The organism is Nonomuraea sp. NPDC049504, assembly GCF_040676845.1.
Taxonomy (GTDB): Bacteria; Actinomycetota; Actinomycetes; order Streptosporangiales; family Streptosporangiaceae; genus Nonomuraea; species Nonomuraea salmonea.
Window position 1 is genome coordinate 646510 of the sequence record NZ_JBFAPT010000001.1, and the last position, 26711, is coordinate 673220.

At 72.0% G+C, this 26711-nt stretch carries 20 protein-coding genes; 13 read left to right on the forward strand and 7 right to left on the reverse strand.

The annotated features are described in order from the left end of the window. Nucleotide 1: 1 nt before the first annotated feature. From AB0K28_RS02905 to AB0K28_RS02925, 5 genes are read left to right on the forward strand one after another with little or no spacing between them, the layout of a single operon-like run. The gene (locus tag AB0K28_RS02905) at nt 2-946 is read left to right on the forward strand and encodes a sugar ABC transporter permease (RefSeq protein WP_345386832.1); all 945 of its coding nucleotides are present in this window, start codon (nt 2-4) and stop codon (nt 944-946) included. Next, nucleotides 943-1770, forward strand: a complete 828-nt coding sequence (locus AB0K28_RS02910) for a carbohydrate ABC transporter permease (protein WP_345386831.1) — start codon at nt 943-945, stop codon at nt 1768-1770. The genes AB0K28_RS02905 and AB0K28_RS02910 overlap by 4 nt, the downstream gene beginning before the upstream one ends. Beyond that, nucleotides 1767-3113, forward strand: a complete 1347-nt coding sequence (locus AB0K28_RS02915; RefSeq protein ID WP_364364324.1) for a GH1 family beta-glucosidase — start codon at nt 1767-1769, stop codon at nt 3111-3113. Before AB0K28_RS02910 ends, AB0K28_RS02915 begins: the two co-directional genes overlap by 4 nt. Nucleotides 3114-3116: 3 nt before the next feature. Continuing rightward, entirely contained in the window at nt 3117-4826 is a 1710-nt protein-coding gene (locus AB0K28_RS02920; protein ID WP_364364327.1) for a hypothetical protein, read from the forward strand. Then, a complete protein-coding gene (locus tag AB0K28_RS02925) occupies nt 4823-6337 on the forward strand; it encodes an FAD-dependent oxidoreductase (protein ID WP_364364330.1) in 1515 nt (504 codons plus the stop codon). The genes AB0K28_RS02920 and AB0K28_RS02925 overlap by 4 nt, the downstream gene beginning before the upstream one ends. A gap of 73 nt (nt 6338-6410) precedes the next feature. Here AB0K28_RS02925 and AB0K28_RS02930 read toward each other — a convergent pair whose 3' ends face one another. Further along, nucleotides 6411-8123, reverse strand: coding sequence for a beta-N-acetylglucosaminidase domain-containing protein (locus AB0K28_RS02930; protein ID WP_364364333.1), 1713 nt, complete (start codon nt 8121-8123; stop codon nt 6411-6413). 38 nt (nt 8124-8161) lie between these two features. On the opposite strand from AB0K28_RS02930, the gene AB0K28_RS02935 reads away from it, so the two are divergent. The 7 genes from AB0K28_RS02935 (at nt 8162) to AB0K28_RS02965 (ending at nt 18385) form a co-directional block, all read left to right on the forward strand. After that, entirely contained in the window at nt 8162-10003 is a 1842-nt protein-coding gene (locus AB0K28_RS02935) for an MBL fold metallo-hydrolase (protein ID WP_345386823.1), read from the forward strand. After that, entirely contained in the window at nt 10000-11043 is a 1044-nt protein-coding gene (locus AB0K28_RS02940) for a LacI family DNA-binding transcriptional regulator (RefSeq protein ID WP_364364336.1), read from the forward strand. The genes AB0K28_RS02935 and AB0K28_RS02940 overlap by 4 nt, the downstream gene beginning before the upstream one ends. A gap of 356 nt (nt 11044-11399) precedes the next feature. Continuing rightward, the gene (locus AB0K28_RS02945) at nt 11400-12353 is read left to right on the forward strand and encodes an ROK family protein (protein ID WP_364364339.1); all 954 of its coding nucleotides are present in this window, start codon (nt 11400-11402) and stop codon (nt 12351-12353) included. 98 nt (nt 12354-12451) lie between these two features. Beyond that, the gene (locus AB0K28_RS02950) at nt 12452-13036 is read left to right on the forward strand and encodes an SIS domain-containing protein (protein WP_355430668.1); all 585 of its coding nucleotides are present in this window, start codon (nt 12452-12454) and stop codon (nt 13034-13036) included. Nucleotides 13037-13065: 29 nt separating this feature from the next. Continuing rightward, on the forward strand, nt 13066-15612 hold the full coding sequence (locus AB0K28_RS02955) for a glycoside hydrolase family 38 C-terminal domain-containing protein (protein ID WP_364364342.1): 2547 nt from the start codon (nt 13066-13068) through the stop codon (nt 15610-15612). Continuing rightward, the gene (locus tag AB0K28_RS02960) at nt 15609-17540 is read left to right on the forward strand and encodes a hypothetical protein (protein WP_364364345.1); all 1932 of its coding nucleotides are present in this window, start codon (nt 15609-15611) and stop codon (nt 17538-17540) included. Before AB0K28_RS02955 ends, AB0K28_RS02960 begins: the two co-directional genes overlap by 4 nt. 131 nt (nt 17541-17671) lie before the next feature. Beyond that, complete coding sequence (locus tag AB0K28_RS02965; RefSeq protein ID WP_364364348.1) at nt 17672-18385, forward strand: TioE family transcriptional regulator; 714 nt, start codon at nt 17672-17674, stop codon at nt 18383-18385. 122 nt (nt 18386-18507) lie between these two features. Here AB0K28_RS02965 and AB0K28_RS02970 read toward each other — a convergent pair whose 3' ends face one another. From AB0K28_RS02970 to AB0K28_RS02985, 4 genes are read right to left on the reverse strand one after another with little or no spacing between them, the layout of a single operon-like run. Next, nucleotides 18508-19095, reverse strand: coding sequence for an ATP/GTP-binding protein (locus AB0K28_RS02970; RefSeq protein WP_345386809.1), 588 nt, complete (start codon nt 19093-19095; stop codon nt 18508-18510). Beyond that, entirely contained in the window at nt 19076-19456 is a 381-nt protein-coding gene (locus AB0K28_RS02975; protein ID WP_345386806.1) for a DUF742 domain-containing protein, read from the reverse strand. Before AB0K28_RS02975 ends, AB0K28_RS02970 begins: the two co-directional genes overlap by 20 nt. Further along, the gene (locus AB0K28_RS02980) at nt 19453-19872 is read right to left on the reverse strand and encodes a roadblock/LC7 domain-containing protein (protein WP_345386804.1); all 420 of its coding nucleotides are present in this window, start codon (nt 19870-19872) and stop codon (nt 19453-19455) included. The genes AB0K28_RS02975 and AB0K28_RS02980 overlap by 4 nt, the downstream gene beginning before the upstream one ends. Continuing rightward, nucleotides 19869-22337 carry a nitrate- and nitrite sensing domain-containing protein gene (locus AB0K28_RS02985; protein WP_364364352.1) on the reverse strand — a complete coding sequence of 823 codons (2469 nt, stop codon included), beginning with the start codon at nt 22335-22337 and terminating at the stop codon, nt 19869-19871. The genes AB0K28_RS02980 and AB0K28_RS02985 overlap by 4 nt, the downstream gene beginning before the upstream one ends. 192 nt (nt 22338-22529) lie before the next feature. Between AB0K28_RS02985 and AB0K28_RS02990 the strand changes: the two genes are divergently transcribed. Beyond that, entirely contained in the window at nt 22530-23570 is a 1041-nt protein-coding gene (locus AB0K28_RS02990) for a terpene synthase family protein (RefSeq protein ID WP_364364355.1), read from the forward strand. Here AB0K28_RS02990 and AB0K28_RS02995 read toward each other — a convergent pair. Together AB0K28_RS02995 and AB0K28_RS03000 are read right to left on the reverse strand one after the other, a co-directional pair. Beyond that, entirely contained in the window at nt 23567-25117 is a 1551-nt protein-coding gene (locus AB0K28_RS02995; protein ID WP_345386790.1) for a prenyltransferase/squalene oxidase repeat-containing protein, read from the reverse strand. The genes AB0K28_RS02990 and AB0K28_RS02995 overlap by 4 nt on opposite strands. Beyond that, nucleotides 25114-26466 (reverse strand): cytochrome P450, encoded by a 1353-nt coding sequence (locus AB0K28_RS03000; protein ID WP_364364358.1) that lies wholly within the window; start codon nt 26464-26466, stop codon nt 25114-25116. Before AB0K28_RS03000 ends, AB0K28_RS02995 begins: the two co-directional genes overlap by 4 nt. Nucleotides 26467-26711: the final 245 nt, after the last annotated feature.

Here is a 26711-nt window from a genome sequence, read left to right on the forward strand (position 1 = left end):
GATGTCCCCTTCCCGTACCAGAACACCAGGACGGCCACCACGGCGGCGCAGCGCGCGCTTCATCGAGACCAGGGCGGCGCTGCTGTTCATCAGCCCCTGGATCATCGGCTTCGTCGTCTTCACCGCGTGGCCCGTCATCAACAGCGCCTACCTGTCGCTGACCGACTACGACGTCATCAACGACCCGAACTACGTCGGCTTCGACAACTACGTGCAGCTCTTCGAGGACCCGAAGGTCGGCCTGGCGCTGTGGAACACGTTCGTGTTCGCCGTGCTGTCGGTGCCGACCCACCTCGTCGTCGCGCTGGGGCTGGCGCTGCTGCTCAACAGCGCCAGCAAGGCCACCGGCTTCTTCCGTACGGCGTTCTTCCTGCCGAAGATGACGCCGCCGGTCGCGATCGGCATCCTGTTGCTGCTGCTGTTCAACGGCCAGGACGGCCTGATCAACGCCTTCCTCGGCGTCTTCGGCATCGACGGCCCGGCGTGGACCACCGACCCGAACTGGGTCAAGCCGGCCCTGGTGCTGATGAACCTGTGGACGGTCGGCTCCTCCGTGGTCATCATCCTGGCCGCGCTGCGCGGCGTCCCGCAGGAGCTGTACGACTCCGCCCTCGTGGACGGCGCCGGCTGGTGGAAGCGGCTGCTGCGGATCACCGTGCCGATGATCAGTCCCACGCTGTTCTTCCTGTTCATCGTGGACAGCATCAACGCCCTGCAGTCGTTCACCGAGGCGTACACCGCCTTCTTCGGCGCCGGCAACACCACCTACAGCAACGACGCCGCGCTGTTCTACGCGATCTACCTGTTCCAGCAGGCCTTCGAGTTCCTGCACATGGGGTACGCCTCCGCGCTCGCCTGGCTGCTGTTCATCGTCATCATGGCGATCACGGCCGTGCAGATCGTGGTGACCAGGCGCTACGTCCACTACGAAGGGGGTAACCCATGAGGCGCGCCGCGAAGATCCTGACCTGGGTCGCGCTGGGCGCGTTCACCGTCGCGTTCATCTACCCGTTCATCTGGCTGCTCAGCGCGTCCTTCAAGCCGCGCAGCGAGGTGTTCGACAACCGGCTCATCCCCGAGACGTTCACCTTCGACAACTACATCCAGGTGTGGCAGGAGGCCCCGCTCGGCCTCTGGATGGCCAACACGCTGCTGGTGACGGTGCTGGCGGCGGTGGCCGTGACGGTCACCAGCGCGATGGTGGCCTGGGGGTTCGCCTACTTCCGCTTCCCCGGCAGGAACGCGTTGTTCGGCGTGGTGCTGGCGACGATGATGCTGCCGGGCGCGGTCACGATGATCCCGGTCTTCCTCATCTGGAACTCGCTCGGCGCGGTCGGCACGCTGACGCCGCTGTGGGCCCAGAACCTGTTCGGCAGTGCCTTCTACATCTTCCTGTTGCGGCAGTTCTTCATGGGCCTGCCGCGCGAGCCGTTCGAGGCGGCCAAGATCGACGGCGCGAACAACTGGAAGATCTTCACCCGCATCGCCCTGCCCCTGTGCAAGCCGGCGGTCGTGGTGACCCTGCTGTTCGAGTTCCAGGCCGCCTGGACCGACCTCATGCGGCCGCTCATCTACCTGCGCGACTCCGAGACCTTCACCGTGCCGCGCGGGCTGAAGGCGCTGCTCGACCAGTTCGGGTTCGGCGGTGAGTGGCACTGGGAGATCGTCATGACGGCCAGCGTCATCACCACCATCCCGATGATCATCCTGTTCTTCCTGGGCCAGAAGCACTTCATCAAGGGCATCGCGACGACGGGAAGCAAGGGATGAGCTTTCCTGACGGGTTCCTCTGGGGCGCGGGCACCTCGGCGTACCAGATCGAGGGACATCACGGCCGGGGCGAGTCGGTGTGGGACGCGTTCTGCCGCCGCCCCGGCGCGGTCGAGGGCGGCGGCGACGGCTCGCGGGCCTGCGACTCGTACGTGCGCTGGCGCGAGGACATCGAGCTGGTCAAGGAGCTGGGCCTGACCGCCTACCGCTTCTCGACCGGCTGGTCCCGCGTCATGCCCGGCGGCGCGCACCCCGACCCCAAGGCGCTCGACCACTACGAGCGGTTCACCGACGCGCTGCTGGAGGCGGGCGTCGAGCCGGTGCTGACGCTCAACCACTGGGACATGCCGGCCGGGCTGAGCTGGGCGGACCGCTCTTCCGTAAACGCTTTCACCGCGTACGCGCAGGCCGTCGCCGATCGCCTGGCCGACCGCGTCACCTGGTGGATCACCCAGAACGAGCCCTGGATCATCGCGCTGCTCGGCTACCAGCTCGGCCTGCACGCGCCCGGCGTCGCCGACCTCGGCACCGCCGTCAAGGCCGGGCACCACGTGCTGCTCGGCCACGGCGCCGCAGCCGACGTGCTGCACGCCCACCAGGGCGTCAAGGCCGGCTGCGCGCTCAGCCTCTTCCCCTGCGACCCGGCCGGTGACAGCGACGAGGACCGCGCGGCGGCGGCCGGCTCCGACGGCTACGTCAACCGGTGGTACCTCGACCCGCTGCTCGGCGACGGATACCCCGCCGACATGCGCGAGCACTGGGAACGGGCACTCGGCCACGGCCTCGACTTCATCGCCGACGGCGACGAGGCCGCCATCGGCGGGCGCAGCGACTACCTCGGCATCAACTACTACACGCGCCGCGTCATGGCCGCCGCGCCGCCGGCCCCGTTCCCCTGGAAGGTGGTCGGCCCGAGCGGCGACGTCGCGCGGACCGACGAGGGCTGGGAGATCAACCCCGGCGCGCTGCGCGACCTGCTCATCGGCCTGTCCCGCCGCTTCCCCGGCGTCCCCCTCATGATCACCGAGAACGGCGGGGTCTTCGGCGACGCCCCCACCCACGACGGCCGGGTCCATGACGACCGGCGCATCGCCTACCTGCGCGACCACGTCGAAGCCGTCGGCGCCGCCATCGACGCGGGTGCCGACGTGCGGGGCTACCTGCACTGGTCGCTCATGGACAACTTCGAGTGGGCCCTGGGCTACCGGCCCAGGTTCGGGCTCGTGCACGTCGACTACGCGAGCGGCGTGCGTACCATCAAGGACTCCGGGCGCTACTACGCCCGGCTCATCGCGGCGGGCGGCACGGCGCCCGCCACACCCAGGATCGAGGCTTTCGGCTAACCCATGCGGATCACCACCACGGCCACCGCCCACTACGTGGACAGTGGCCACTACCGCCTGACCGTCTCCCGCACCGACGCCAGCGCCGAGCTCGAAGGGTGGCTGTCGGTCAACCTGCTGGCCTCGGTCAACACCAGGGGAGGGCGAGACGAGACGTACGAGACGCTGCCGCCCGTGCTCGCGGAGCGCGACGGCGTGGCCGTCTTCGACTTCCCCCAGCGCACCACCGAGTGGCAGAGCAAGACGGTCCGGCTGACCTGCACGCCCGAGACCATCGCGGTCGAGGTGCGGGTCGAGGGCGACGGCGTGCTCAGCGACGTGACGCTGCTCGGCGGCCGGGCCGTGCTCAACACCAGGGCGGCCGGCACGTTCCGCTCCGGGGTGCACGCGCGCGGCGTGTTCAGCCCCACGCCCGCCCATCCGGTGAACGTGGTGCGGCCGGTGTCCGCGCCGGTCGCGCTGACCGTCGTCGGCGACGCCTCCCCCGGGCGGCTGCACGCGGTCTTCTCGCCGCCGCCGCTGGTGCTGGCCTTCTGCAAGGACGCGCCCGCCGGGCCGACCGCGGTGCCGGACGGGCCGTGGCTGGGCGCGTCCGTACGCGCCGGGATCGCCGGCCTGACCTTCACCGAGCTGACGTACGAGCCGCTCGACGGCGGCGCCCTGCTGCGCTTCGACTACGAGGGCCACACCGAGGTACGCGGCTCCTGGACCTCGCCCGCCGTCGTGTTCCGCTTCGCGTCCTCGCCCTGGGAGGCGATCACCCACCACCGCGCCGACCTCGTCGAGCACGGCCTGGCCCCTCAGGGGCCGGCAGGGGAGCGGGCCGCGTGGTGGAGCGAGCCGATCTTCTGCGGCTGGGGCGCCCAGTGCGCCAGGGCCGACGGCGTCTCGCCGGTCACGCTGTCCCGCCAGGACCTCTACGACGAGTGGCTGGGCAGGCTGGAGGAGCACGGCGTGGTGCCGGGCACGATCGTCATCGACGACCGCTGGCAGCTCACGTACGGCGACCTGGAGACCGACGAGGAGAAGTGGCCCGACCTGCGCGCGTGGATCGCCGCCAGGCACGCCCGCGGGCAGCGCGTGCTGCTGTGGTGGCGGGCCTGGTCGGCCGACGGCCTGCCGGTCGAGGAGTGCGTGACCGACGCGGGTGGCCGGGCCGTGGCCGCCGACCCGTCGAACCCCGCCTACCGGCAGCGGGTCCGCGCCATCATGGAGCGCCTGCTCGGCGAGCTCGACGCCGACGGGTTCAAGATCGACTTCACGCAGTGGTCGCCGAGCGGCTCCCACCTGAAGACGTACGGCTCCACCTGGGGCATCGCCCTCCTCCACGAGCTGCTGGCCACCATGTACGACGCCGCCAAGCAGGTCAAACCCGACGCCCTCATGATCACCCACACCCCGCACCCGGCCTTCGCCGACGTCAGCGACATGATCAGGCTCAACGACGTGCTGGAGGTCGACGCGGCCGGCGACCCCGTGCCCGCCGTCGACCAGCTCCGCTACCGCCACGCCGTCGCCGCGGCCGCCATGCCGGACCACCTCATCGACACCGACCAGTGGCCGATGCCGAGCAGGGCCGACTGGCTCGCCTACGCCGAGGCGCAGCCCGGGCTGGGCGTGCCCGCGCTCTACTACGTCGAGTCCATCGACAACAGCCGCGAGCCGATCACCGGCGACGACCTGCGGCGGATCGCCGCGTGGTGGCGGCGATGAGGCAGGCCGAGGTCGTCGTCCACGGCGCCACGTCGGCCGGCGTGTGCGCCGCCGTGGCCGCCGCCCGGCGCGGCCTGGACACCGTGCTGCTCGAACCCGGCAGGCACGTCGGCGGCATGACCTCCGGCGGGCTCGGCTACACCGACATCGGCGACGCCCGCGTGCTCGGCGGCATGGCGGCCGAGTTCCGCCAGGCCGTCGCCGACGCCTACGAAGTCGCGCCGGGGCACTACGCGGGCCCCGAGCCGCACGTCGCCGAGCAGATCTTCCTGTCCTGGCTGGAGCAGGCCGGGGTCGAGGTCGTCTTCGGCGCCGCCCTGCGCACCGTCGTCACCTCCGGCGACCGGATCTTCTCCGCCGCCACCCTGCGCGGCGACTACGCGGGCGGCGTCTTCGTGGACGCGAGCTACGAGGGCGACCTGATGGCCGCCGCAGGGGTGAGCTACCAGGTCGGCCGCGAGGACAGGGCCCTGCACGGCGAGCGGTTCGCCGGGCGGCGTGAGGTGATGCCCGGCATGCACAACTTCCCGCCGTACGTCTCGCCGTTCCGCGCCGACGGCACGCTGCTTCCGCAGGTCGCCGACGGCCCCATGGCCGAGGTGGGCGAGGGGGACGGCGGCGTCATGTCGTACGGCTACCGCGTCTGCATGTCCACCGCGCCCGACCGCATCCCGTTCGCACGACGGCCCGGCTACGACGACGAGCACTGGGAGCTCGGCCGCCGGCTCTTCCGCCACTGGCGCGAGCAGGGCGTCTCGCCGCGGGCCGGGCAGCTCGTCGGGCTGGAGCCGAACCTGCCGAACGGCAAGGCCGACGGCAACTCCCTCGGGCCGTTCTCGCTGAGCGTGCTCGACCGCTCCGCCTGGGCCTACCCCGACGCGGGGCCCGAGGAGCGCGAGCGCATCCGCCTGCACCACCTCCACCACGCCCAGGACCTGCTGTACTTCCTCTCCCACGACCCCGAGGTGCCCGCCGTCGTGCGGGCCGAGCTGGGCCGGTGGGGGCTGCCCGCCGACGAGTTCGCCGACACCGGGCACCTGCCGCACCAGCTCTATGTCCGCGAGGCGCGGCGCATGCTGGGCGAGGCGCACCTCACCGAGCACGACCTGGTCGAGGGGCGGCGGCATCCCGACGTGGTCGCCATGGGGTCCTACCACCTCGACATCCGCGAGGTGCAGCGGACCTGGCGCTGGGTCTACGAGCACCCCGACCCCATCCCCATGGTGGTCACCGAGGGATACCTGTCGGTGGGGGTGGCGCCGTACCAGATCCCTTACCGGGCGCTGGTGCCGCGCAGGGAGGAGTGCGCGAACCTGGTCGTGCCGGTGTGCGTGTCGGCCTCGCACGTGGCGTTCTCCTCCATCCGGATGGAGGTCCAGTACCAGATGCTCGGCCACGCCGCCGGCCTCGCCGCCGCCCGGTCCGCGGCGACCGGCAAGGCGGTCCAGGACGTGGACGTCACAGCCCTCCAGGAGGACCTGGCGGCAGCCGGACAGGTCCTCTCCCTCTGACCCGGGGGCCGGTGCCTGCTCGCTCCATTCCGGCCCGCCCACTCCGGTAACCGCCGGAGCGGGCGTTCGTGTGTCAGGACGGAGTGCCGGCGCGGGTGAGGACCTCGCGGACGAAGGGTGGGATGACGCGGCGCAGGACGTTCGCCTCGTGGGCCTCGGCGCGGGTCAGCGCCTCCGTCACCTGGGCCGGCGTGCGGCCTTCGACGCCCTCCAGGAGGTCGAGGGCGGCCAGGCCGGCGGCGGCCATGTCGTGGGCGGCCGGCACCCAGCGGGCCAGCTCACGTGCCAGCGCGCTCGGCGCGTCGGTGGGCAGCGCCGCCAGCCGGCCCAGCTCGGCCCGCAGCCGCTCACCGGCCCCGGCTTCTGACGCGTCACCGCTGCCCGGCGTGGCGTCGCCTTCCGGCGGCGTCCCGGTCTCCGGTGCCGCCCCGTTCTTCAGGACGGAGGTGCACAGGGCGGTCAGTCCGGGGCTTTGGTCGGCGCTCGGGGGCCAGGAGGAACAAACCTGCACCAAAGGCAGCAGGTCGGTCGCGCCGGGCACCAGGCGTACCGCGCGCTCATGCGAGCGCGCCGGGTCGTACGCCGCCAGGTGCCAGGCGTAGTCGGCGACCGTGGTCAGCGCGATGCGTGAGGCCGCCGCCTCCACCATGGGGTTGGCGGTGATGCCTTCGAGGGGCACACCGTCCAGCTCCGTCGAGCGCCCGACCAGCGGCCCGAGGAAGACCCGGGCGAAGTCGAAGTCGTTGACGGGGAAGTTGTCCCACAACGCCACCCGATGCCCGTAGGAGGCCGCCGCCGCCCGCATGTCGTCGGCGGAGATCGCCCCCACGACGATGTCGGACCCGGTCCACCAGACCAGCACGTCGGCGGGCAGCTCGGCCGCCAGCCGGTCGCGGTAGGCCGAGCGCGCGGTGCCCGCGTAGTCGGTGGGCACCATGGTCAGCGGCCGGTCGGCGCCGTGCGGGGCGAGGAAGTGCTCGGCGAAGTCGCGGCACACCGCCGCGTGGGCGCTCGCGCTCACGCCCTCCGCCGTGCCGAACACCGCCTTGTCGGGCTCGTGGCCCAGCTCGGGCGGGATGTCGTCGAAGAGCAGCGCGTACTCCCTGACGCCGATCTCCCACACCTGCTCGGCCTTGGCGCGCAGCGCCGCCCGCTCGGCCGGGTCGCTGTAGACCATCGACAGGCCGGGGCTGAGCGCGAAGACGAACCTGACGTGCTGCGCCGCCGCCTCCGCGACCAGCTCGCCGAGCCTGGCCAGCTCCTCCTCCGGGTACGGCTCCCGCCACCGCTCCCGGTGGAAGGGGTCGTCCTTGGGCGCGTACACGTAGGAGTTGAGCTTGTGCCGCCCGGAGAAGCGCAGGTGCTCCATGCGCTCGGCGTGGCTCCACGGGGTGCCGTAGAAGCCCTCGATCGTGCCCCGGAGCGGCAGGTCGGGCCAGTCGCGCACGTCGCACTCCGGCACGCACCGCGCATGCGTCCCGCAGGGTGCGGCGGCCAGCGCGAGCAGGGTCTGCGCGCCGTAGAACGCCCCGGCCGGGTCGGCGCCGGTGATCACCACGCCGGACGGGCCCGCGCTCAGCGTGTAGCCCTCGGGTGGCAACTCGGCGTCCAGGCGTACGTCGATGGTGAGGCAGGCGGCTGCCGCTTCGCCCAGGGCGGTGGTGAGGGCTGCGACGGCGCGTACGGCGGCGGGGTCGCCCGTGATCCGGCACTCGCGCAGAACCAGATGTTCGCTACCGATGGTGGCCTTTTTCGGACAGGGAACAATCCACTCCAGGGCATCCATTGTGGGAACGATACCGGATAGACTCCTGGCCCGTGGGTATGGAAGTAACCGAAGTCGCGCCCGGGGTGCTCCGCGTCGAGGACACCTGCAACGTCTACGTCATCAAGGCCCCGGGCGAGCCCGGAGAGCCGCGCACCGGCATCGCGATCGACTTCGGTTCCGGCCGGGTGCTCGACCTGCTGGGCGAGCTCGGCCTCGACCGCATCACCGACGTGCTGGTCACCCACCACCACCGCGACCAGGTGCAGGGGCTGCATCGGGCGGCCGAGGCGGGCGTCGCGATCCACGTGCCGCCGGTCGAGCGCGACCTGTTCGACAAGGTCGACGAGCTGTGGTCGGGCCGCCAGATCTACAACGACTACGACCTGCGCGACGACCGGTTCTCGCTGCTGGAGCCGGTCGAGATCACCGGTGTGGTGCCCGAATATCGGACGGCCCGATACGGCGGGGTGGACGTACGCGTGCTGCCCACCCCCGGCCACACGCCCGGCTCGGTGACGTACGTCGTCGGCGGGACGGCCTTCACCGGCGACCTGATCTACGCGCCCGGCAAGGTGTGGTCGCTGGCCGCCACCCAGTGGTCGTACACCGAGAACGAGGGCCCCGCCATGGTGGTCGTCAGCGCCGAGCTGCTCCAGCGCGAGGACCTCGACGTGCTGCTGCCCTCGCACGGCGACCCGATGACCGAGCCGCGGGACGCGCTGTCCAGGCTCTCGTCCGCCATGCAGCGGTACGTCGACTTCCGCCGCCCGCGCCCCTGGGACGTGCGCGGCCTGCTGGAGAACCCGTTCATCGAGGTCACGCCCCACCTGCTGATGAACAGGAGCAGCCAGTCCTACAGCTACGTGCTGCTGTCGGAGTCGGGCGCGGCCATGGTCTTCGACTTCGGCTACGACATGTGCACCGGCCTCGTGAAGAGCACCGCCCGCGAGGCGCGGCGGCCCTGGCTGGCCTCGCTGCCCGCGCTGCGCGAGCACTACGGCGTCACCGCCGTCGAGGTGGCCGTGCCGACCCACTACCACGACGACCACGTGGCCGGCATGCCGCTGCTGCGCGACGTCGAGGGCACGGAGATCTGGGCACCTTCCCACATCGCGCCCATCCTGGCCACGCCACTCCACCACGACCTGCCGTGCACGTGGTTCGACCCCATCCCCGCCGACCGGGTGCTGGGGCTGGGGGAGAGCGTGCGCTGGCGGGAGTACGAGATCACGGTCCACGACCTGCCCGGGCACACGATGTTCGCGGCGGCGTACGCGTTCGAGGTGGACGGGCACCGGGTGCTGGTGACCGGCGACCAGCAGGACGGATTGGGCGTTCCGGGCGAACGACAGGAAATCCTGAATTTTCAGTACAAGAATAGGTTCCGGATCGAGGACTACCGGAAGAGCGCCGCGCTCTACAACCGGCTGCGCCCCGACCTCATGGTCAGCGGCCACTGGCGCCCCCGCTGGGTGGACGACGACTACCTGCACATGCTGACCGAACGAGGTGAGGAGCTGGTCGCGCTGCACCACGACCTGCTCCCGTCCGGGCGGTTCGATCTCGGTGCCGACGGGGTGCTGTGCCGCCTGACGCCGTACTATACGAGCGTCCCCGCGGGCGGCGAGATCACGCTGACGGCCACCGTGCGCAACCCGTGGCCGGACAAGGCCGTGGCCACCATCGAGCCTGTGGTGCCGCCCGGCTGGCGGCGCGAGCCCGGATCTTTGACGCTTAGGCTGCCTGGAGGGGGTATGGAGCAGGTGCATCTGCGGCTCGGCGCGCCCGCGGAGCCGCGCCGCCGCGTACGCCTGGCAGTCGATCTGACCATCGGCGACCTGCGCCTCGGACAGCACGCCGAGGCGCTGGTCGACGTGGTCGTGGAAGGGAACCGATGACCGTAGAACGGCGCAGCACCCCCGTCAGCCGTTCCCGCCGTCCCACGATCAAAGACGTCGCCGAGGCCGCGGGCGTCTCGCGCTCCACGGTCTCCCGGGCGCTCACCGGGCGTGGTTACGCGGCCAGCGACGTACGCGAACGCGTGCTGCGCGCCGCCGAGGAGCTCGGCTACGTGCCCGACATCATGGCCCGCACGCTCAAGCAGCAGGTCAGCCGGTCGGTCGGGGTGCTGGTGAGCGATCTGCGCAACCCTTTCTACGCCGAGCTGGCCGCCGGGGCCAGCAGCGCCGCCCGTGAGCGCGGCTACACCATGGTGCTGGCCGACACCAGCCTGTCCGGCGAGACCGAGAGCGAGGCCGCGGAGGCGCTGGTGGCGCTCCGGGTGGCCGGGGTGATCGTCACCCCCAACTCCTCCGCCGTGTCCACCTACCTGTCCTCCCACGGCATCCCGGTCGTCGAGGTCGACCGCCAGTTCGCGGCCGGCTCGACCGACGGGGTCGTGGTCGGCAACCGCGTCGGCGCCCGTACGGCCACCGCCCACCTCGTCAAGCTCGGCCACCGCCGCATCGCGCTGTTCATCGACGAGACCGACTGGACCACCGGTTACGAGCGCTACCAGGGCTATCTGGAGGCGCTGACGGCCGGGGGCATCACCGTCGACCCCGAGTTGGTCGTCTCCTCCGGCTGGGACGTCGCCGACTCCCGCCGCCGGGCCCTCGACATGCTGAGCGGCCCCGACCGTCCCACCGCCGTGTTCGCCGCCAACAACGTGCTCGCCGAGGGCGTCTGGCGGGCCATCCGCGAACGCGGCCTCGCCGTGCCGAGCGACATCAGCCTGGTCGCCTTCGACGACGCGCCCTGGATGAGCATGGTCTCGCCCCAGGTCACCGCCGTCTCCCAGGACACCTTCAACCTGGGCGCGACGGCCGTGCGCCGGCTGCACGAACGCATCGAGATGCCCGAGTCCGACTCGGTCACCACGGTGCTGAACGTCCACCTCATCGAACGCGAATCCACCACCCACCCCCCGGCCCTCTGACGGCGCCGAAGGTCCGGCGACTCTCGCGATCCGCAGACGCCGCCCGGCGACCCGCGTCACGCCCCTGGAAGCACCGCACGGGCGACACACTCACCGCGGCGGGCGCCCGGCGCCCGCGTGACGCCGGCCCCCGCGTGACGCCGGCCCCCGCGTCAGACGCCCCGCGACCTGGTCGCGCCGGTCTTTCTCGACCTCCGGGATCCGCCGCATCCACCTCCAGCGACCTCCGCGATCTGACATTTCTCCCGTGGCGTGCGTTGACCCGCGGGGAAAACTCGCCCTAGGATCCGATGTGGGAACGATGTCATAGGCATGTGCGTCAGTCGTTCCCAGTCGGAGGCCCAATGGAGCACGATTTGCCCCCCGTTCTGTCGCTCGACATCGGCGGCACCAAACTCGCCGCGGGCGTGGTCACAGGCGATGGCCTGATCCACGGCTGGCAGCTCGCCCCCACCCACAGGGAGGAGGGGCCGCGAGCCGTTCTGACCAGGCTGTTCGACCTGGGCAGGAAGGCGATCGCGGAGGCCGGCCTGCCCGAGGTGGCCGCCGTGGGCATCTCCTGCGGCGGGCCGCTGAACACGGTGACCGGCGTGCTGGAGTGCCCGCCGCACCTCCCGGGCTGGGTCGACATCCCGATCTGCGCACTGACCACGGAGGCATACGGCCTCCCCGCGGTCCTTGAGAACGATGCCACGGCCGCCGCGCTGGGCGAATTCCGTTACGGCGCGGGACGCGGCACCAGCACCATGCTCTACCTGACGATCTCCACGGGCGTCGGCGGCGGCTCGGTCATCGGCGGCCGGCTCCACCGCGGCGCGGCCGGCAACGGCGGCGAGCTGGGTCACGTCATGGTGCGTCCGGGCGGTCGCCGCTGCTCGTGCGGCCGGATGGGCTGCCTGGAGGCGTACGCGTCCGGCACCTCCATCGCCGAGCGCGCCAGGGAGGCGCTGGCCGCCGGCCGCACCTCGTCCCTGTCCGCCGTCGAGCGACCGACCGCCGAGGACGTCTCCCGCGCCGCCGAGGCAGGCGACCCGCTCGCCGTCGAGATCTGGGACGAGACCACATGGGCCCTGGGCAGCGCGCTCACCGACCTGGTGAACGCGTTCGAGCCGGAGCTCGTCGTGCTCGGGGGCGGCGTCACCCGTTCCGGCGCCCGGCTCCTCGACCCCGTCGCCGCCGCGGTCGCCAGAGACGCCATGCCGCCGGCCGCCCGCAGCGCGCGCATCCAGCTCGCCACGCTCGGCGCCGGCGTGTGCGTGGTCGGGGCCGGCGCCGTCGCCCACGACCTCATCACCGGCACCGCCCGCTGACGCGCACGCAAGGCGAAGGCCCCGCCCCCAGACGGGAACCACAGGCCCTCGCTCCTGCGGTGCCCGAACTGCACAGACCTAGCACCAGGAAAGACCAAATGCCCGACGTATCTCCCATGCCCGAGCTGCTGGCGCAGCACGTCGATGGCCATCTCGCCGCCGCGCGCGGCATGGCGGCGCTGCTGCCCGCCGTCGAAGCCACCGCTGACCTGCTCATCGAGACCTTCACCCGGGGCGGCACCCTCTACACCGTGGGCAACGGCGGCAGCGCGGCCGACGCCCAGCATCTGACCGGCGAGCTGATCGGCCACTACCGGCGCGACCGCCGCCCGCTGCCCGCCGTGACGCTCACCACCGACGCCACGGTCATGACCTGCATCGCCAACGACTACGTCTACGACGACGTCTTCGCCCGCCAGGTCCAGGCGCTGGCCAGGCGGGGCGACGTGGTGGCGGCCTTCACGACCAGCGGAAACTCCCCGAACGTGGTCGGCGCCCTGCAGGCCGCACAGACCAATGGGGCGGTGACGGTACTCTTCGGCGGCGGCGACGGTGGCAAGGCCGCCGCGTACGCCGACCACCTCCTCCTCGCCCCCAGCACCGAGACCCCGCGCATCCAGGAGATCCACACACTGATGCTGCACATGATCAGCGACAAGGTCGACGCTTGGGCGGCCGCATGACCAGGCGTCCCTCCAGACTGCGCGCCCCCATGGCGAACGCGCCCTCCGGCGCCCAGCCGCGCGACCTGCCCCACGCACCCCGTCCGGTGGCCACCCCGGGCCGCACCCTGCACATGATCGGCAACGCCCACCTCGACCCGGTGTGGCTGTGGCCGTGGCAGGAGGGCTACCAGGAGGCGCGGGCCACGTTCTGGTCGGCGATCCACCGCATGGACGAGTACCCCGACTTCGTCTTCACCTGCGACCAGGTCGTGCTGCTCTCGTGGGTGGAGGAGTCCGACCCCGAGCTGTTCGCCAGGATCCAGGAGAAGGTGGCCGAGGGCCGCTGGGTGATGACCGGCGGCTGGTGGGTGGAGCCCGACTGCAACATGCCCTCGGGCGAGTCGTTCGTCCGCCAGGGCCTGTACGGCCAGCGCTACCTCAAGGAGAAGTTCGGCGTCACCGCCACGGTCGGCATGAACGTCGACCCGTTCGGCCACAACGCCATGCTGCCCGCCATCCTGCGCGGCCAGGGCATGGACTCCTACACCTTCCTGCGCCCGGCCCCGCACGAGAGCGAGCTGCCCGGCACGATGTTCTGGTGGGAGGCGCCGGACGGCAGCCGCGTGCTGGCGTACCGCATTCCGTTCGAATACTGCAGCCCGCCCGGCGACGTCGGCGGACAGACCGAGAAGGCGCTCGCCCAGCTCGACCGCTCGCTCGGCGACCTGATGATCTTCTATGGCGTGGGCAACCACGGCGGCGGCCCCACCAAGGCCAACATCGAGTCCATCCACCGCTACGACCGCATGGGCACGTACGGCGAACTGACCCTGTCCTCGCCGCGCCGCTACTTCGACGAGATGGTCAAGCGGCTCGGCGAGCAGGGCCTGGCCGAGCTGCCCGTGTGGCGCGACGACCTGCAGCACCACGCGGCCGGCTGCTACTCCTCGCACTCCGGCATCAAGGCGTGGCAGCGCCGCGCCCAGGCGGCGGTGCTGTCGGCCGAGCGGTGGGCCGCGATCGCCGGCCACGACGCCCGCGCCGACCTGGAGCGGGCCTGGAAGCAGGTGCTGTTCAACCAGTTCCACGACGTGCTGCCCGGCTCGGCCATCGAGCCCGCCTACGACGACGCCCGCGACCAGCTCGGCGAGGCCGTCGCCATCTCCAAGCGCATCATCACCAGGGCGCACAACGTGATCGCCCGCGACGTGCAGGTGCCCGAGGAGACCGGCACCCAGCCGGTGATCGTGTTCAACCCGCACCCGTGGCCGGTCAGCACCCGCGTCGAGCTGCAGTACGGCGTCGCGCCCAACGGCGTGCACGTCGTGGACGCGGACGGCGCCGACGTGCCGTGCCAGCGCACCCAGTCCGTCGCCACCACCGACGACAAGGGCCGCGGCGCCACCGTGTTCAAGGCCGAGCTGCCGCCGCTGGGTTACCGCCTCTACCGGCTGCGCCAGGGCCCCGGCATGAACCCCGGCGGCACCCTGGAGGCGTCCGAGCACCACCTCGAGAACGACGTGCTGCGCCTGGAGCTCGACCCGGTCACCGGCTGGCTGTCCAGCCTGGTCGACAAGCGCACCGGCGTGGACCTCGTGGCCGGCGCGTCCGGCGAGCACACGCAGATCTGCGAGGACCCCACCGACACGTGGGGCCACCGCGTCGTCTCCTACGACTGGCCCGGTCAGCCCATGGCCGTCACCGACATCGTGCTGCGCGAGCACGGGCCGCTGCGCGCCCGCATCCGCGTCGAGCGCGAGTGGGGCCGCTCCACCATGGCCGAGGAGTTCATCCTCGGCGCCGGTGACGACGACGCGGTCGAGGTACGGGTCACGCTCGACTGGCGCGAGCAGGCGCACCTGATGAAGCTGCGCTTCCCGGTCGGGCTGGAGAGCCCGGTGGCGACGTACGAGATCCCGTTCGCCCACCTCACCAGGCCCATCGACGGGGCCGAGGAGCCGGCGCAGTCGTGGGTGGACCTGTCGGGCTCGGTCAACGGCACCCGCGCGGGCCTCGCCGTGGTCAACAACGCCAAGCACGGCTACGACGTCGCGCCTCCCGGGCCCGGCCGCAGCCACAGCATCGGCATCACCGCCGTGCGCAGCCCGGTCTACTCCTGGCACGACCCCAGGCTGCTCGACCCCGACGGCTTCTACTCCTTCCAGGACCAGGGCGTGCAGCGGTTCTCGTACCTGCTGGTGCCGCACGCCGGCGACTGGCGGGCGGCCGGGCTGACCCGGCGTGCGGCGCTGCTCGGCTCGCCGGTGCGGGCCATGCTGGAGAGCTTCCACGACGGTCCGCTGCCCGGCTCGCGCGGCTACCTGGACGACGGCGGCGGCCAGGTGATGGTCACCGCCGTGAAGCTGCACGAGGACGCGCCGCGCGACCTGGTGGTCAGGGCCGTCGAGACCACCGGCCAGGCCGGGACGGCGACGCTGAACATCCCGGTCGCCGGCATCCGGCTCACCGCCGACTTCGGCCCCAGCCAGATCCGCACGTTCCGCATCCCGCTGGACGACCCGCTCTCGGCGGTGGAGACCGACCTGGTGGAGCTGGAGACCCGTAAGGGCGCGTTCACGGTGGAGCCGTGGTGACGAGCGCTTCCGACCCCGCCGCCGGAGCGGCGGGGTCGCCGGCCCCTGGCGCCGCAATCCTGATCGCCGTCCCCGACGGGGGAGAGGTGCGGGTCGAGGTGCTGGGTGCGGGGCCGTTCGCGGTCGCGTACGGCTGGGGTGAGCGGCGGGCGAGCGGGCGGCGCGAGCTGCGGCTCGACGTCCGGTACGGCGGCGCGGAACCGGCCGCCGCGACCGTGCGCGTCAGCAGGTCGGTCCCGTCGGAGGACGAGCCGTGGTGGCTGATCCCCGGCCTGTTCTACGGCGAGAACCGGCCGGCGGCCTGCCACCGCGTCTTCCCCCGCTTCGAGCCGGGCGCCGACCGTCCCGACGAGATGGTCTCGGCGTCGTGGGGCTTCCGCGCCGACCGGGCCGCCACCCCCGCCGTCCTGGTGTGGGGCGAGGACGGCGGCGCCGCGCTGATCGCCGACGAGGTCTCGCCGCTCGGCCTCACCGGCCTGGAGCTCTCCTACGACGACGGGCGGGCGACGGCCGCGCTGCTGTTCCCGTACCGCGAGCATCCGGTCACCTACTACGGCTCGGCGGACCCGCTCCCCGCCCAGGCCGCCACCCACGTCTGGCAGCCGGGCGAGGCGCGCACGCTGACGCTCGCCACCGCGCCGCTGCCGGCCGACCGGCACGCGTACGCGCCGCTGCTGCGCGAGGACCGCGACCTGAGGCTGCCCGATGCGCCGATCGAGCCGTGGGAGGACGTCACCACCGCCGCCGGCATCGCCGCCGAGGGCCTCTACCGCTGGCACTACGACCCCGATCCCGGCGTGCTGCTGGAGACCGTCGGGTTCGACAGGGAGGTGAGCGGCGGCGACGGGCAGCGCGTGGACCGGCAGGCCATGCACGTCGGCTGGGTGAGCGGCATCCCGTGGGCGGCGGCGCTCCTGGAGCACGGCCTGCGCACCGGACGTCCCGAGCACGTCGCCGCCGCCGAGCGCGTCATCGGCTTCATCTGCGCGAACCTGTCGCCGTCCGGGACGTTCTGGGGCACCTGGTACCGCAAGACCGGCTGGGCGCAGAGCTGGAGCCCGGTCAAGGGCGCCCTGCACGCGCGCACGCTCGGCGAGGCCACCCTGTTCCTGCTGCGCGCGCTGCGCCTGCGGCCGAACGCCGAGTGGGCGGCCGCCGCCCGCTCCAACCTGGACGTCATGGTCGCCCGCCAGCGCCCCGACGGCAACCTCGGCACCCTGCACCACGCCGTCACCGGCGAGGTGCTGTCGTGGTCGGGCGCGTCCGGCCTGACCTGGGTGGCCGCGCTCGCCGAGTCCGGCGACCCCGGCGACCTGCGGGCGGCCGAGCGGGCGGGGGAGTACTACGCCAGGTTCGTCGAGGACGAGTTCATCTACGGCGCGCCCGAGGACGTGGACCTCGCGCCCACCTCCGAGGACGGGTACGCGGCGGTGATGGCGTACATGGCGCTGCACCGGCGCACCGGCGCGGCCCGCTGGCTCGATCTCGCCCGCCGGGCCGCCGACTGGATGCTCACCTTCCGCTACACCTACAACGTGCGCTTCGGGCCGCGCACCCCGCTCGGCGTGTACGGCTTCGCCACCCGGGGCGCCGACCAGGCGTCGCCGTCGAACCAGCACCTGCACGCGTACGGGCTGGTGTGCACGGCGGAGCTGGCCGAGCTGTCGGAGGCGCTGGGGGATCCGTACTACGCGGAGCGGGCCCAGGAGACCCTCGACTGCTTCCGCCAGCTCCTCCCCGCGGCCGACGGCGACCTCAACGCCTACCGCGGCATGATCACCGAACGCTACTACCAGACGGACTGCTTCCAGCCGAAGGGCATGTACCTGACGCTGTCGCACGCCTGGAGCGCCGGCGTGCTGCTGCTGGCCTGCGAACAGGTCCTCGCCGCCAAACCGGGCGACGCCTACCGCGCGACGCCGGCCTGACGCCGGCGCAGGGCGTCCGGCGCTCCCGGCCTCCGCTCGCTCGACGGTAGGGTTGGACTTCTGTTGAAGCTCTGACCCGGTGCCACGCCGCATGCCGGTGCGGCACCCTCAAACGCGGCGAGGTGGCGTCGATGCCCGGTGGCCGACTGCGGCCGGTGGACCTGGCCCGGCGGCACGGCCTGTCCACGCAGGCGGTGCGCAACTACGAGGAGGCCGGCATCCTGCCCCCGGCCGCCCGCACGGACAGCGGCTACCGGGCCTACACCGAGCGCCACGCCGAAGCCCTGGCCGCGTTCATCGCGCTGATCCCCGCCCACGGCCACCGCACGGCCACCGCGATCATGCAGGCGGTCAACAGGAGCGAGACGGACGCGGCACTGAAGCTCATCGACGAGAGCCACGCCCAGCTCCTCGACGACCGCCGCACCCTCCAGGCGGTGGAGGAGGCGCTGCGCGCGCTGGCGCCCGCCAAGCCGGTCGAGCCGGGGGTGACGTTCATCGGCCCGCTGGCCAGGAAGCTCGGCATCCGTCCCGCCACCCTGCGCAAGTGGGAGCGCGCGGGGCTGGTGCAGCCTGGCCGCGACCCGCGTACGGGCTACCGCGTCTACACGGGGGCCGACGTCCGCGACGCCCGCCTCGCCCACCAGCTCAGGCGCGGCGGCTACCTGCTGGAGCAGATCGCCCCGCTGATCGCCCAGGTCCGGGCGGCGGGCGGCCAGGAGCCGCTGGAGAGCGCCCTGCACGAGTGGCGCGGCCGCCTCTCCGCCCGCGGCCGCGCGATGGTCAAAGGCGCCGCCGCACTCGACGCCTACCTGACCGGCCACATCGAGAAACCCACCCCCTGAGCCCGCCCGAGACGCGAACGGGCGGACTCAGCAGCCGGGCCCGCCGAGCGGACCGGCGGAACGAACCTGAACCGGGACCGGCCGGGGGCCGGTGAGGGCCGGTGGGAGGCTGGTGGCGTGGGTCAGCTGCCGACCGGTTCGGCGCGAAGCCTGGCCGAGTGCTTGACCAGCGTGATCAGCACCTCACGGCTGGAGTCGCGCTTGCGCGCGTCGCACATGATGATCGGCACGTCGGGCCCGAGCTGCAGCGCGAGGCGTACCTCTTCCAGCTCGAACGTCGGCGCGCCCTCGAAGCAGTTGACCGCCACCACGAACGGCGTGCCCCGCCGCTCGAAGTAGTCGACCGAGGGGAAGCAGTCGGCCAGCCGCCGGGTGTCGGCCAGGATGACCGCGCCCAGCGAGCCCTCGGCCAGCTCGTCCCACACGAACCAGAACCGCTCCTGGCCGGGCGTGCCGAACAGGTACAGGACGTAATCGTTGCCGAGCGTGATGCGGCCGAAGTCCATCGCCACGGTGGTGGTGCGCTTGGCCTCCACCGAGGTGAGGTCGTCGACGCCGATGCCGCGATCGGTCAGCACCTCCTCGGTGCGCAACGGCCGGGTCTCGGAGACCGCGCCCACCATCGTCGTCTTGCCCGCGCCGAAGCCGCCCGCGATCAGGATCTTGATCGCCGTCGGGAGGCGCGGACGCTCAGAGCGAGCGAAGGCCATCGAGCACCGCCCTGTACATCTTCATGTCGTGCATGTCCACCTCGGATCGGGGTTCCTGGGCAGAGACGAGTTCGCGATCGAACAGGTCACCGAGCAGCACCCGGATCGTGCCGGCCGGCAGATCCAGGTAGGCGGCGATCTCGGCGACGGACTTGGGCTCGCGGCAGAGCTGCAGGATGCGCAGGTGCTCGGGGTCCAGCCCGGCGTCGGGCCCTGGCGGCGGGCCCACCGCCAGGGCCATGGAGATCAGGTCGAACCTGCCGTGGGCAGGCTGGGTACGGCCACGGGTCACGACGTAGGGGCGGATGATCTCCGGATCCACCCAGTGCTCGTCCGTGGGCTCGCCGTCCGGGGCTCTCACCGGTCGCTCCTGGCGGCGGCCTCGGCGTTGCGGGCGCCGGAGGTCAGGTATTGGCCGACCCTGGCGACCAGCATGGCCATCTCGTACGCCACCAGGCCGATGTCGGCGTGCTGCCCGCACAGGACGGCGAGGCAGGCGCGCTCACCGGCGGTGGTCACGATGAGGAACTGGCTCTTCCACTCGACGACCGTCTGCCTGACCTGGCCGCCCGAGATGTGGTCGGAGACGCCCTTGGCCAGGCTCTGGAGCCCGGAGGCGACGGCTGACAGGTGCTCGCCGTCGGTGCGCTGCAACGCGGCCGACGAGGCCATCAGCAGTCCGTCGGACGACAGCACGATGGCGTGCTCCGCATCCTTGATGCGGCCGACGAGGTCGTCGAGCAGCCAGTTGAGGTCGGTGCCCGCCGTGGGACTCATTTCTCACCTCCCGTGTGCTCATCCAGCATCTTGGCCGCGTCGGAGCGGCCGAGACGGGTGCCTGACTGCAGGGATCCCATCATCGCGCGGATCTCCTCCGGCGATCGCTCGTCATCGTCCTCCTCGATGTCGGGCTGCGTGGGGGTCTCGTCACGCAGCGCTGGCGCCAGGTTGGCCTGGGGCACCCGCAAGGGCAGCCCCGACGGTGTGAACTCGGTCACGGATTGCTGCTCCGGATCGGCCGGCGTTTCGGTCCGGGGTGGTTCTGGGGCGGGCGCGGGCTCGCGCTCGGGCCTGCTCACGCGCTCGGGCCTGCTCACGCGCTCCGGCCTGGCCGCGGGCTCGGGCCTGGTCGCGGGCGCGGGCGCCGTGCGGGGCTCCCTGACCTCACGCACCGGGGTGGGGGCCGCGAGCGGGGCGGCCGACCGCGCCGACTTGAGCGTGCGGACGTTCTCCGCCATCGGCCTGGCCGCCGTGGCGAGGCCCGCCTCCCTGCCGTTCTCCCGGCCGTTCTCCCTGCCGTTCTCCCGGCCGGGTTGCCGACGGGGCAGCCGCTCGCGGCCGTCGTCGCGGGGCTCGGGCGACGGGTCGAGCTGGACGAGCTCCTGCGGCAGCAGCACCACGACGGTCGTGCCGCCGTACGGGGACGACTTGAGCACCACCTGGATGTCGTGCCGCTTGGCGAGCTGGCTGACCACGTAGAGGCCCAGCTGGGCGGTGCCGGAGAGGCGGAACTCCGGCGGGTCGGCGATGCGCTCGTTGGCCGCGTCGAGGTCCTCGGGCTTCATGCCGAGCCCGCGGTCCTCGATCTCGATGACGTAGCCGTTGGCCACGAGCTGGCCGCTGACCTGCACGTTGGTGTAGGGCGGCGAGAACGACACGGCGTTCTCGATCAGCTCGGCGAGCAGGTGGATGACGTCACCGACGGCCCGGCCGGCCAGCACCACGTCGCCCATGGGCATGAGCGAGACGCGGGTGTAGTCCTCGACCTCGGCCAGGGCGCCGCGGACGACGTCCACCATGGGGACCGAGCGGCGCCACGTACGGGCGGGGGACGAGCCGGACAGGACGATGAGGTTCTCGGCGTTGCGCCGCATCCGGATGGCCAGGTGGTCGAGCCGGAACAGCTCCTTCAGCTCCTCCGGGTCGGTCTCGCGGCGCTCCATCACGTCGAGGACGGTCAGCTGGCGGTGCACCAGGCCCTGCGTCCTGCGGGCCAGGCTCAGCAGGATGTCGCGGATGCTGCGGCGCAGCTCGGCCTGCTCGGCGGCGACGGCGATGGCGGTGCGCTGCACGGTGTTGAACGCCTGGCCCACCTGCCCGATCTCGTCGTCACCGAAGTCGAGCGCGGGGGCCTCTCTGGCGACGTCGACCTTCTCGCCGCGGCCGATGCGCTCGACGACGCTCGGCAGGCGGTCGTCGGACAGCTCGTGCGCGGCGTCGCGCAGCTTCTGCAGCTGGGCGAACAGGGCACGTGCGGTGGTGATCGACAGGATGATCGAGGCGATGACCGCGATCAGGCCGAGACCACCGGCCAGGACCAGCCGGACGATGACGTTGACGGCGACCGGGACCGAGCGGTCGACCAGGCGGTCACCGGCGCCGAGGACCATCGTGTTGAGGTCGTTGAGCGCGCGGTCGGTGGCCTGGCGCCAGGTCGAGGCGCTGAACGGCACGCTGCCGGTGTCGGGGCCCTGCTCGGCGACGAGCGTCTCCAGGTTGCGCAGCCGGGTGATCGACTGGCCGTTGCTGACCTTCTCGTACTCGCCCTGGTCGAAGTCCGACAGCTCGGCGCCGGCCTGGTCGGCCACCACCTTCCATGCGCCGGTGGTGGCGACGAACTGCGCGTGCTCGGAGGCCGAGAGCCGCCCGTTGACCAGCGCGCCGGACAGCAGCGCGTCCTCCTTGGAGATGATGTCGCGGGCCCGGCTCAGCGCGAGCAGGTTACGGATGTCACTGGCCAGGACCTTGTCGTCGAGCGTGGCCAGGGCGCCGTAGAGGTTGTAGATCGAGTCGATGACTTCGCTGTAGGCGTCGGTGGTCGACACCCGGTTCAGCCGGCCGGCATCGACGGCCTGGCGGGTCTGCTTGATCGTGTCGAGGCGGCGGAAGACCTCGTTGAGCCGCTCGGAGCCCTCTTCGTCGGTGGCCCAGCCGACGAGCGTGCCGGTGGCGGCCTCCTTGAAGGTGGCGAGCGTGCCGTCGGAGCGCTTGCGCTGGGCCTCGAGGTCCTTGCGGGAACGTGAGGTGGGGTCGCTCAGGTGGACGGCCGAGATCCGGCGCTCCTTCTGCAACTCGACGAGCAGAGGCTCACTGGGATCGACCACGCTGTCGTTGACCTGGGTGACCCACAGGAGGTTGACGCCCTCGCGTAGAGTGACCCATGCCGCGAAGACCCACAGCGCCGCCAGGGAGAGTAGCAGAGCCGTGACTTTGGTCCGCAGTCTCGTATTGCGGAAGCCCATTTTACCCACCCTGAGAAAGTGTTAATCGAGTGCTGGCCACCAGCTCACTCGGCGGTGGCAACGGACGGTGTCGATCACGAAACTGTAGCGCAGGACAAAGTGCCCCTCAAGCAACTCCAAACCCTTTGCGCACAAATATCCGATTTTTGACAGATTTAGTCAGAAATCGTGCAAAATGGATATCCTGCGCGGGTGAGTGACCCTTCCTCCGCATACTTCGACATTCGCAATGACCTCGCGGATCGCCTGCTCAAAGCCTCCCACCAGCTCGCCGGGGTGCCCGGGCGCGACCGCGCGGCCGTCCTGACGGCGGCGCTCGACGCCGTGCCGGAGGCCGACCGGTTGCTGCGCCCCCACACCACCCTGTTCGCCGACGGCGACAGCGCCTCCAGCAGGCTCGCCTTCAGCTGCCTGTCCGCCGCCGCCACCTTCCCCGCCGCCACCCGCGACCAGATCGCCGACCTGGGCGCGCTGACCGCGGTCCTGTTCGGCATGGACGACATCGCCGACAGCATCGCGGGCGACTGGTCCGACGCCGACGTGGACGCGTTCTTCGGCCGCATCAAGGGCGTCCTGTCCGGCTCCGAGCCCGGCGGCGCCTCCGGAGAAGCCGGCCCGATGGCGGCGGCGCTGAGCGCGTGGCGGGCGTGGTGCGCGCGCTTCCGCGCCCACCCGGGCGCCGCCGCGCACACCTCCTCGCTGCTCGGGCAGCTCGACCTGGCCGGCGCCGCCATGGCGCTGGAGCGCCGGTGGGCGATCGGCGGCGAGCCGTGGCCCGGCTACGACCGCTACCTCGCCAACGGCGGCCTGACCATCCTCTACCGCACCTGGTGGGCGGCCGCCCTGGGCGTCTGCGGCCCTGAGCCGGCCCGCACCGAGCACTGGGCCGCGATCGAGCCGGCCACCGCGCTCGGCGCGGAGTGCATGCGCCTGGCCAACGACCTCAGGACGTTCGAGCGCGAGCGGCGCGAGGGCAAGCCGAACTCCGTGCTCATCCTCGAACGCGCGGGGACGAGCACGGAGGCCGCCGTGGAGCGGGTGAGCGCGCACATCGCCGAGCTGAACGCCGCCTTCGACGCCGAGCTGCGGCGGCTGCCCGCCGAGCTGGCCGGCGTCGTCGAGGGACAGCGCAGGAGCGTCGCGTTCAACGGCGCCTGGTACATGGCCAGGGACACGCACGCCTACACCGTGCGCGAGCTGGCCGAGGACGCCAGGTCGGAGTCGCACGGCTAGGACACCACGGCCGTCCGCGTCGCCAGGTACGACGAGGCGATGATCGCCGCGCGGGTGATGGCGAACGGCGCGTACAGGTCCTTGTCGTGCCAGAGCGGCGGGTGCTCGCCGCCCGTCGAGCCCGCCAGGCAGGCGAGCCCCCGGTCCGCGGCCGCGACGCGCCGCGGATCGGCCCGCCCCTCGGTCAGCAGCAGCACCTGCATGGCGTACGCGGTCTCCTCCGCGGTGCCCTCCCAGCGGCCCCACGAGCCGTCGGGCCGCTGGGTGGCCAGCACCCACTCGGCCGCCTCCGCCACGGCGGGCGCCACGGCGGGGCCGCCGAAGGCGTCCAGCGCCAGCGCGCAGCTCGCCGTGGCGTAGTAGGGCGAGGCGTGCCACCGGTCGGTCCAGCTCCCGTTCGGCTCCCTGCGCTCGGCGATCCAGGCCGACAGGTCGGCGATCGTCTCGGCGTAGCGGGGCGCGGCGCCGGGGCGGCGGGCGACGTACTGGCCGAAGGCGTCGAGAACGTGAGCGTTCACACTGACGGACGTGCCCTGCTCACCCGGCCAGGTGGCGAAGTGCGTGCCGGAGCGGAAGCGCCACAGGCAGTCCGGCTCGTACGGCACCCCCGCCAGCGCCAGCGTGTAGAGCGCCACGGAGGTGGTGTCGGCGTCGGGCGGCAGGCCGTACCCGGCGGGCGTTCCCTCGGGCCCGATGGCGGCCCTGATGTCGGCCAGCATCTCGGGCGGCACCTCGACGGGCACCCCGGCGCGTACCAGCCAGCTCAGCACCCAGCTCCGCTCGAACACGGTGATCGGCAGCCCCACGGGCACCGGGCCGCCGTGCAGCCGGACGACGTCCTCCAGGTGCCGCCTGGCGGACTCGCCGTCGGCGCCGGTCTCCGAGCGGCCCAGCCAGGCGGCCGTGGCGGCGGGGGAGGCGCCGATCGTGCCGATCACCGTCGGGCGGATGCCGGGCGCGCCCGCCGCCTCCGCGCCGGCGATCTCCAGCGCGTGCAGCAGCTTCTCCGGCACCTCCGCGCCCGACTTCACCCACTCCCTGAGGAGCGTGAGCGTGTCGTAGTTCATGCCCTCGGGCAGCGGCAGCGGCTCGTGACCCGCGCCGAGCGCGTCGAGGTGCTGGTTGATGAGCGCCACCAGCGACGGCACGATGTGCTCGATCGCCGGCATGTCGGGCAGGTCGAGCCGGCCCGCTAACCAGCCGCCGAGCACCGACAGGCCACGCTCGGCCGTCTCCAGCAGGCGGGCCCGGTCGATGCCGGGGTCGCCGCGCGTGAGCGCGGCCAGGACGCCCTCGGTGGCGCTGAGCGTCGGCACCAGGCCGTAGCCGTCGGGCGCGCCCCAGGAGCCGTCGGGGCGCTGGGTGCGGGCGAGGTAGCCGATGCGCTCACCGTGGCCGGTCAGCCAGGGGGCGAGCGAGACGAGGCGGCCGGTCTCGTACACCGAGGGTGACACCTGGCCCCAGGGGCGCAGCATGAGGCTGGCGATCAGGTCGTTCGCGACCGCGGTGAGGTCCTCAGGGCCCGTGGTGAGGTCCGCAGGGTTCACGCCGCCCGCCGCCCTTCGACGGGGTGCAGGCGCAGCCACAGCTTCTCCTTCGGCCGTACGGACGCGCCCGGCAGCGGGGTGAGCCGCTGCGGGTTGGTCAGCTCCGGCCGGTAGCGGCTCAGCACGTTGGCGATGACCAGCGGCGCCTCGACGTAGAACAGGTGCTGGCCGAGGCACACGTGCGGGCCCGCGCCGAACGGGATGAAGGAGTAGCGGTGCTTGACCACGGCCTTCTCGTCGGCCCAGCGGTCGGGGTCGAACACCTCAGGCCGGTCCCAGAACTCCTCGAGCCGGTGCGTCGTGTACGGGCTGACCAGCACCTGCGAGCCGGCCTTGATCCGCATGCCGCCGATCTCGACGTCGTTGACCGCCTGCCGGGGGATGATCCAGGCCGACGGATAGACCCGCAGCAGCTCCTGCAGCACCATGCGCAGGTAGGGCAGCCGGCCGACGTGCTCGGGGCGCACCGGCTCGCCGCCCACCACGCTGTCGATCTCCTCGAGTAGCCGGGCGTTGACGTCCGGGTGGTCGTGCAGCACCGACCACAGCCAGGTCAGCGACATGGCGGTGGTCTCCGACGCGGCGCCGTAGATGCTGACCAGGTCGTCGCGCACCTGCTTGAGGTCGGCCTTGCCCTCCTGCTCCAGGCGGGCCGACAGCAGCTTGGAGACGACCTCCTTGCTGGAGGTGTCGCCCTCGCGCTGCGCCTGCTCGATGAGCGGGTAGACGATCTCGTCGATCTTCTGCGCCGAGCGCAGGAAGGCCCGGTCGCCGGGCACCTTGACGGAGTACGGGGCGAAGGGGAACAGCAGCCGGAACCCGATCGACGTGGCGCACGTGGCGAACTCCGGCGCCAGCCGCTCGGCGGTGTCGCGCGAGATCCGGCCGCCGAACAGCACCTTGATGACGGCCTGGTTGACGATCGTGGTCATCTGGTGCCCGCCGTCGATGGGGCGGCCCGTGGCGGCGAAGTCCTCCAGCTCGACGATGCACTCGTCGATGATGTCGGCCATGTCGTCGGCCAGCGACGCGATGTAGCGCGAGGTGAACAGCGGCGCGAGGATCTTCCTCGTGGACGCCCACGTCTCGCCTTCGCCGAGGATGCTCTGGCCGGTCACGCGGTGCAGCGGCCGCCAGAACATGCCCTCACGGGCGAAGTTGGTCCAGTCGGTCTTGAGCACCTGCTCCACGTGCTCCGGATGGGAGACCAGGTACGGTCGGAACGGGCCCAGATTCACCTGGACGATCCGGCCCTTGGCCTCGGTTCCCATGTTGGCCAGTTCCGTCACCGGGTCTTTCACCAGCCTCGGGAGGGCCCGGTAGAAGGGGACGACGTGAGGAGTGGACACGGAGGTTTCCGTGGGGTGCGGCATGGCGGCGATCCCCGATCAGAGAGCGTTATGTAGCTAGAAGTCGGCTATGTGAGGATTTCTCACTCATTGAGTGATTATCGTACGAAAGTGCGTGTATGATCAAGCTTGGGCGAATGGTGAGATGTTGCCCATCTTGTGCATTCACGGAGGAATGATGGTGGTCGGTTCCACTCGTACTCCGGCTTCCGGCTCTCTCGCCGATGTCCTCGACCAGTCGTTTC

What these genes read in the sequence shown, in the direction of transcription:
- AB0K28_RS02910 (WP_345386831.1), top strand. Translation starts at nt 943, where the DNA reads ATGAGGCGCGCCGCGAAGATCCTGACCTGGGTCGCGCTGGGCGCGTTC.
- AB0K28_RS02920 (WP_364364327.1), top strand. Translation starts at nt 3,117, where the DNA reads ATGCGGATCACCACCACGGCCACCGCCCACTACGTGGACAGTGGCCAC.
- AB0K28_RS02955 (WP_364364342.1), top strand. Translation starts at nt 13,066, where the DNA reads ATGGCGAACGCGCCCTCCGGCGCCCAGCCGCGCGACCTGCCCCACGCA.
- AB0K28_RS02965 (WP_364364348.1), top strand. Translation starts at nt 17,672, where the DNA reads ATGCCCGGTGGCCGACTGCGGCCGGTGGACCTGGCCCGGCGGCACGGC.
- AB0K28_RS02985 (WP_364364352.1), bottom strand. Translation starts at nt 22,337, where the DNA reads ATGGGCTTCCGCAATACGAGACTGCGGACCAAAGTCACGGCTCTGCTA.
- AB0K28_RS02915 (WP_364364324.1), top strand. Translation starts at nt 1,767, where the DNA reads ATGAGCTTTCCTGACGGGTTCCTCTGGGGCGCGGGCACCTCGGCGTAC.
- AB0K28_RS02935 (WP_345386823.1), top strand. Translation starts at nt 8,162, where the DNA reads ATGGAAGTAACCGAAGTCGCGCCCGGGGTGCTCCGCGTCGAGGACACC.
- AB0K28_RS02905 (WP_345386832.1), top strand. Translation starts at nt 2, where the DNA reads ATGTCCCCTTCCCGTACCAGAACACCAGGACGGCCACCACGGCGGCGC.
- AB0K28_RS02940 (WP_364364336.1), top strand. Translation starts at nt 10,000, where the DNA reads ATGACCGTAGAACGGCGCAGCACCCCCGTCAGCCGTTCCCGCCGTCCC.
- AB0K28_RS02930 (WP_364364333.1), bottom strand. Translation starts at nt 8,123, where the DNA reads ATGGATGCCCTGGAGTGGATTGTTCCCTGTCCGAAAAAGGCCACCATC.
- AB0K28_RS02925 (WP_364364330.1), top strand. Translation starts at nt 4,823, where the DNA reads ATGAGGCAGGCCGAGGTCGTCGTCCACGGCGCCACGTCGGCCGGCGTG.
- AB0K28_RS02970 (WP_345386809.1), bottom strand. Translation starts at nt 19,095, where the DNA reads ATGGCCTTCGCTCGCTCTGAGCGTCCGCGCCTCCCGACGGCGATCAAG.
- AB0K28_RS02950 (WP_355430668.1), top strand. Translation starts at nt 12,452, where the DNA reads ATGCCCGACGTATCTCCCATGCCCGAGCTGCTGGCGCAGCACGTCGAT.
- AB0K28_RS02980 (WP_345386804.1), bottom strand. Translation starts at nt 19,872, where the DNA reads ATGAGTCCCACGGCGGGCACCGACCTCAACTGGCTGCTCGACGACCTC.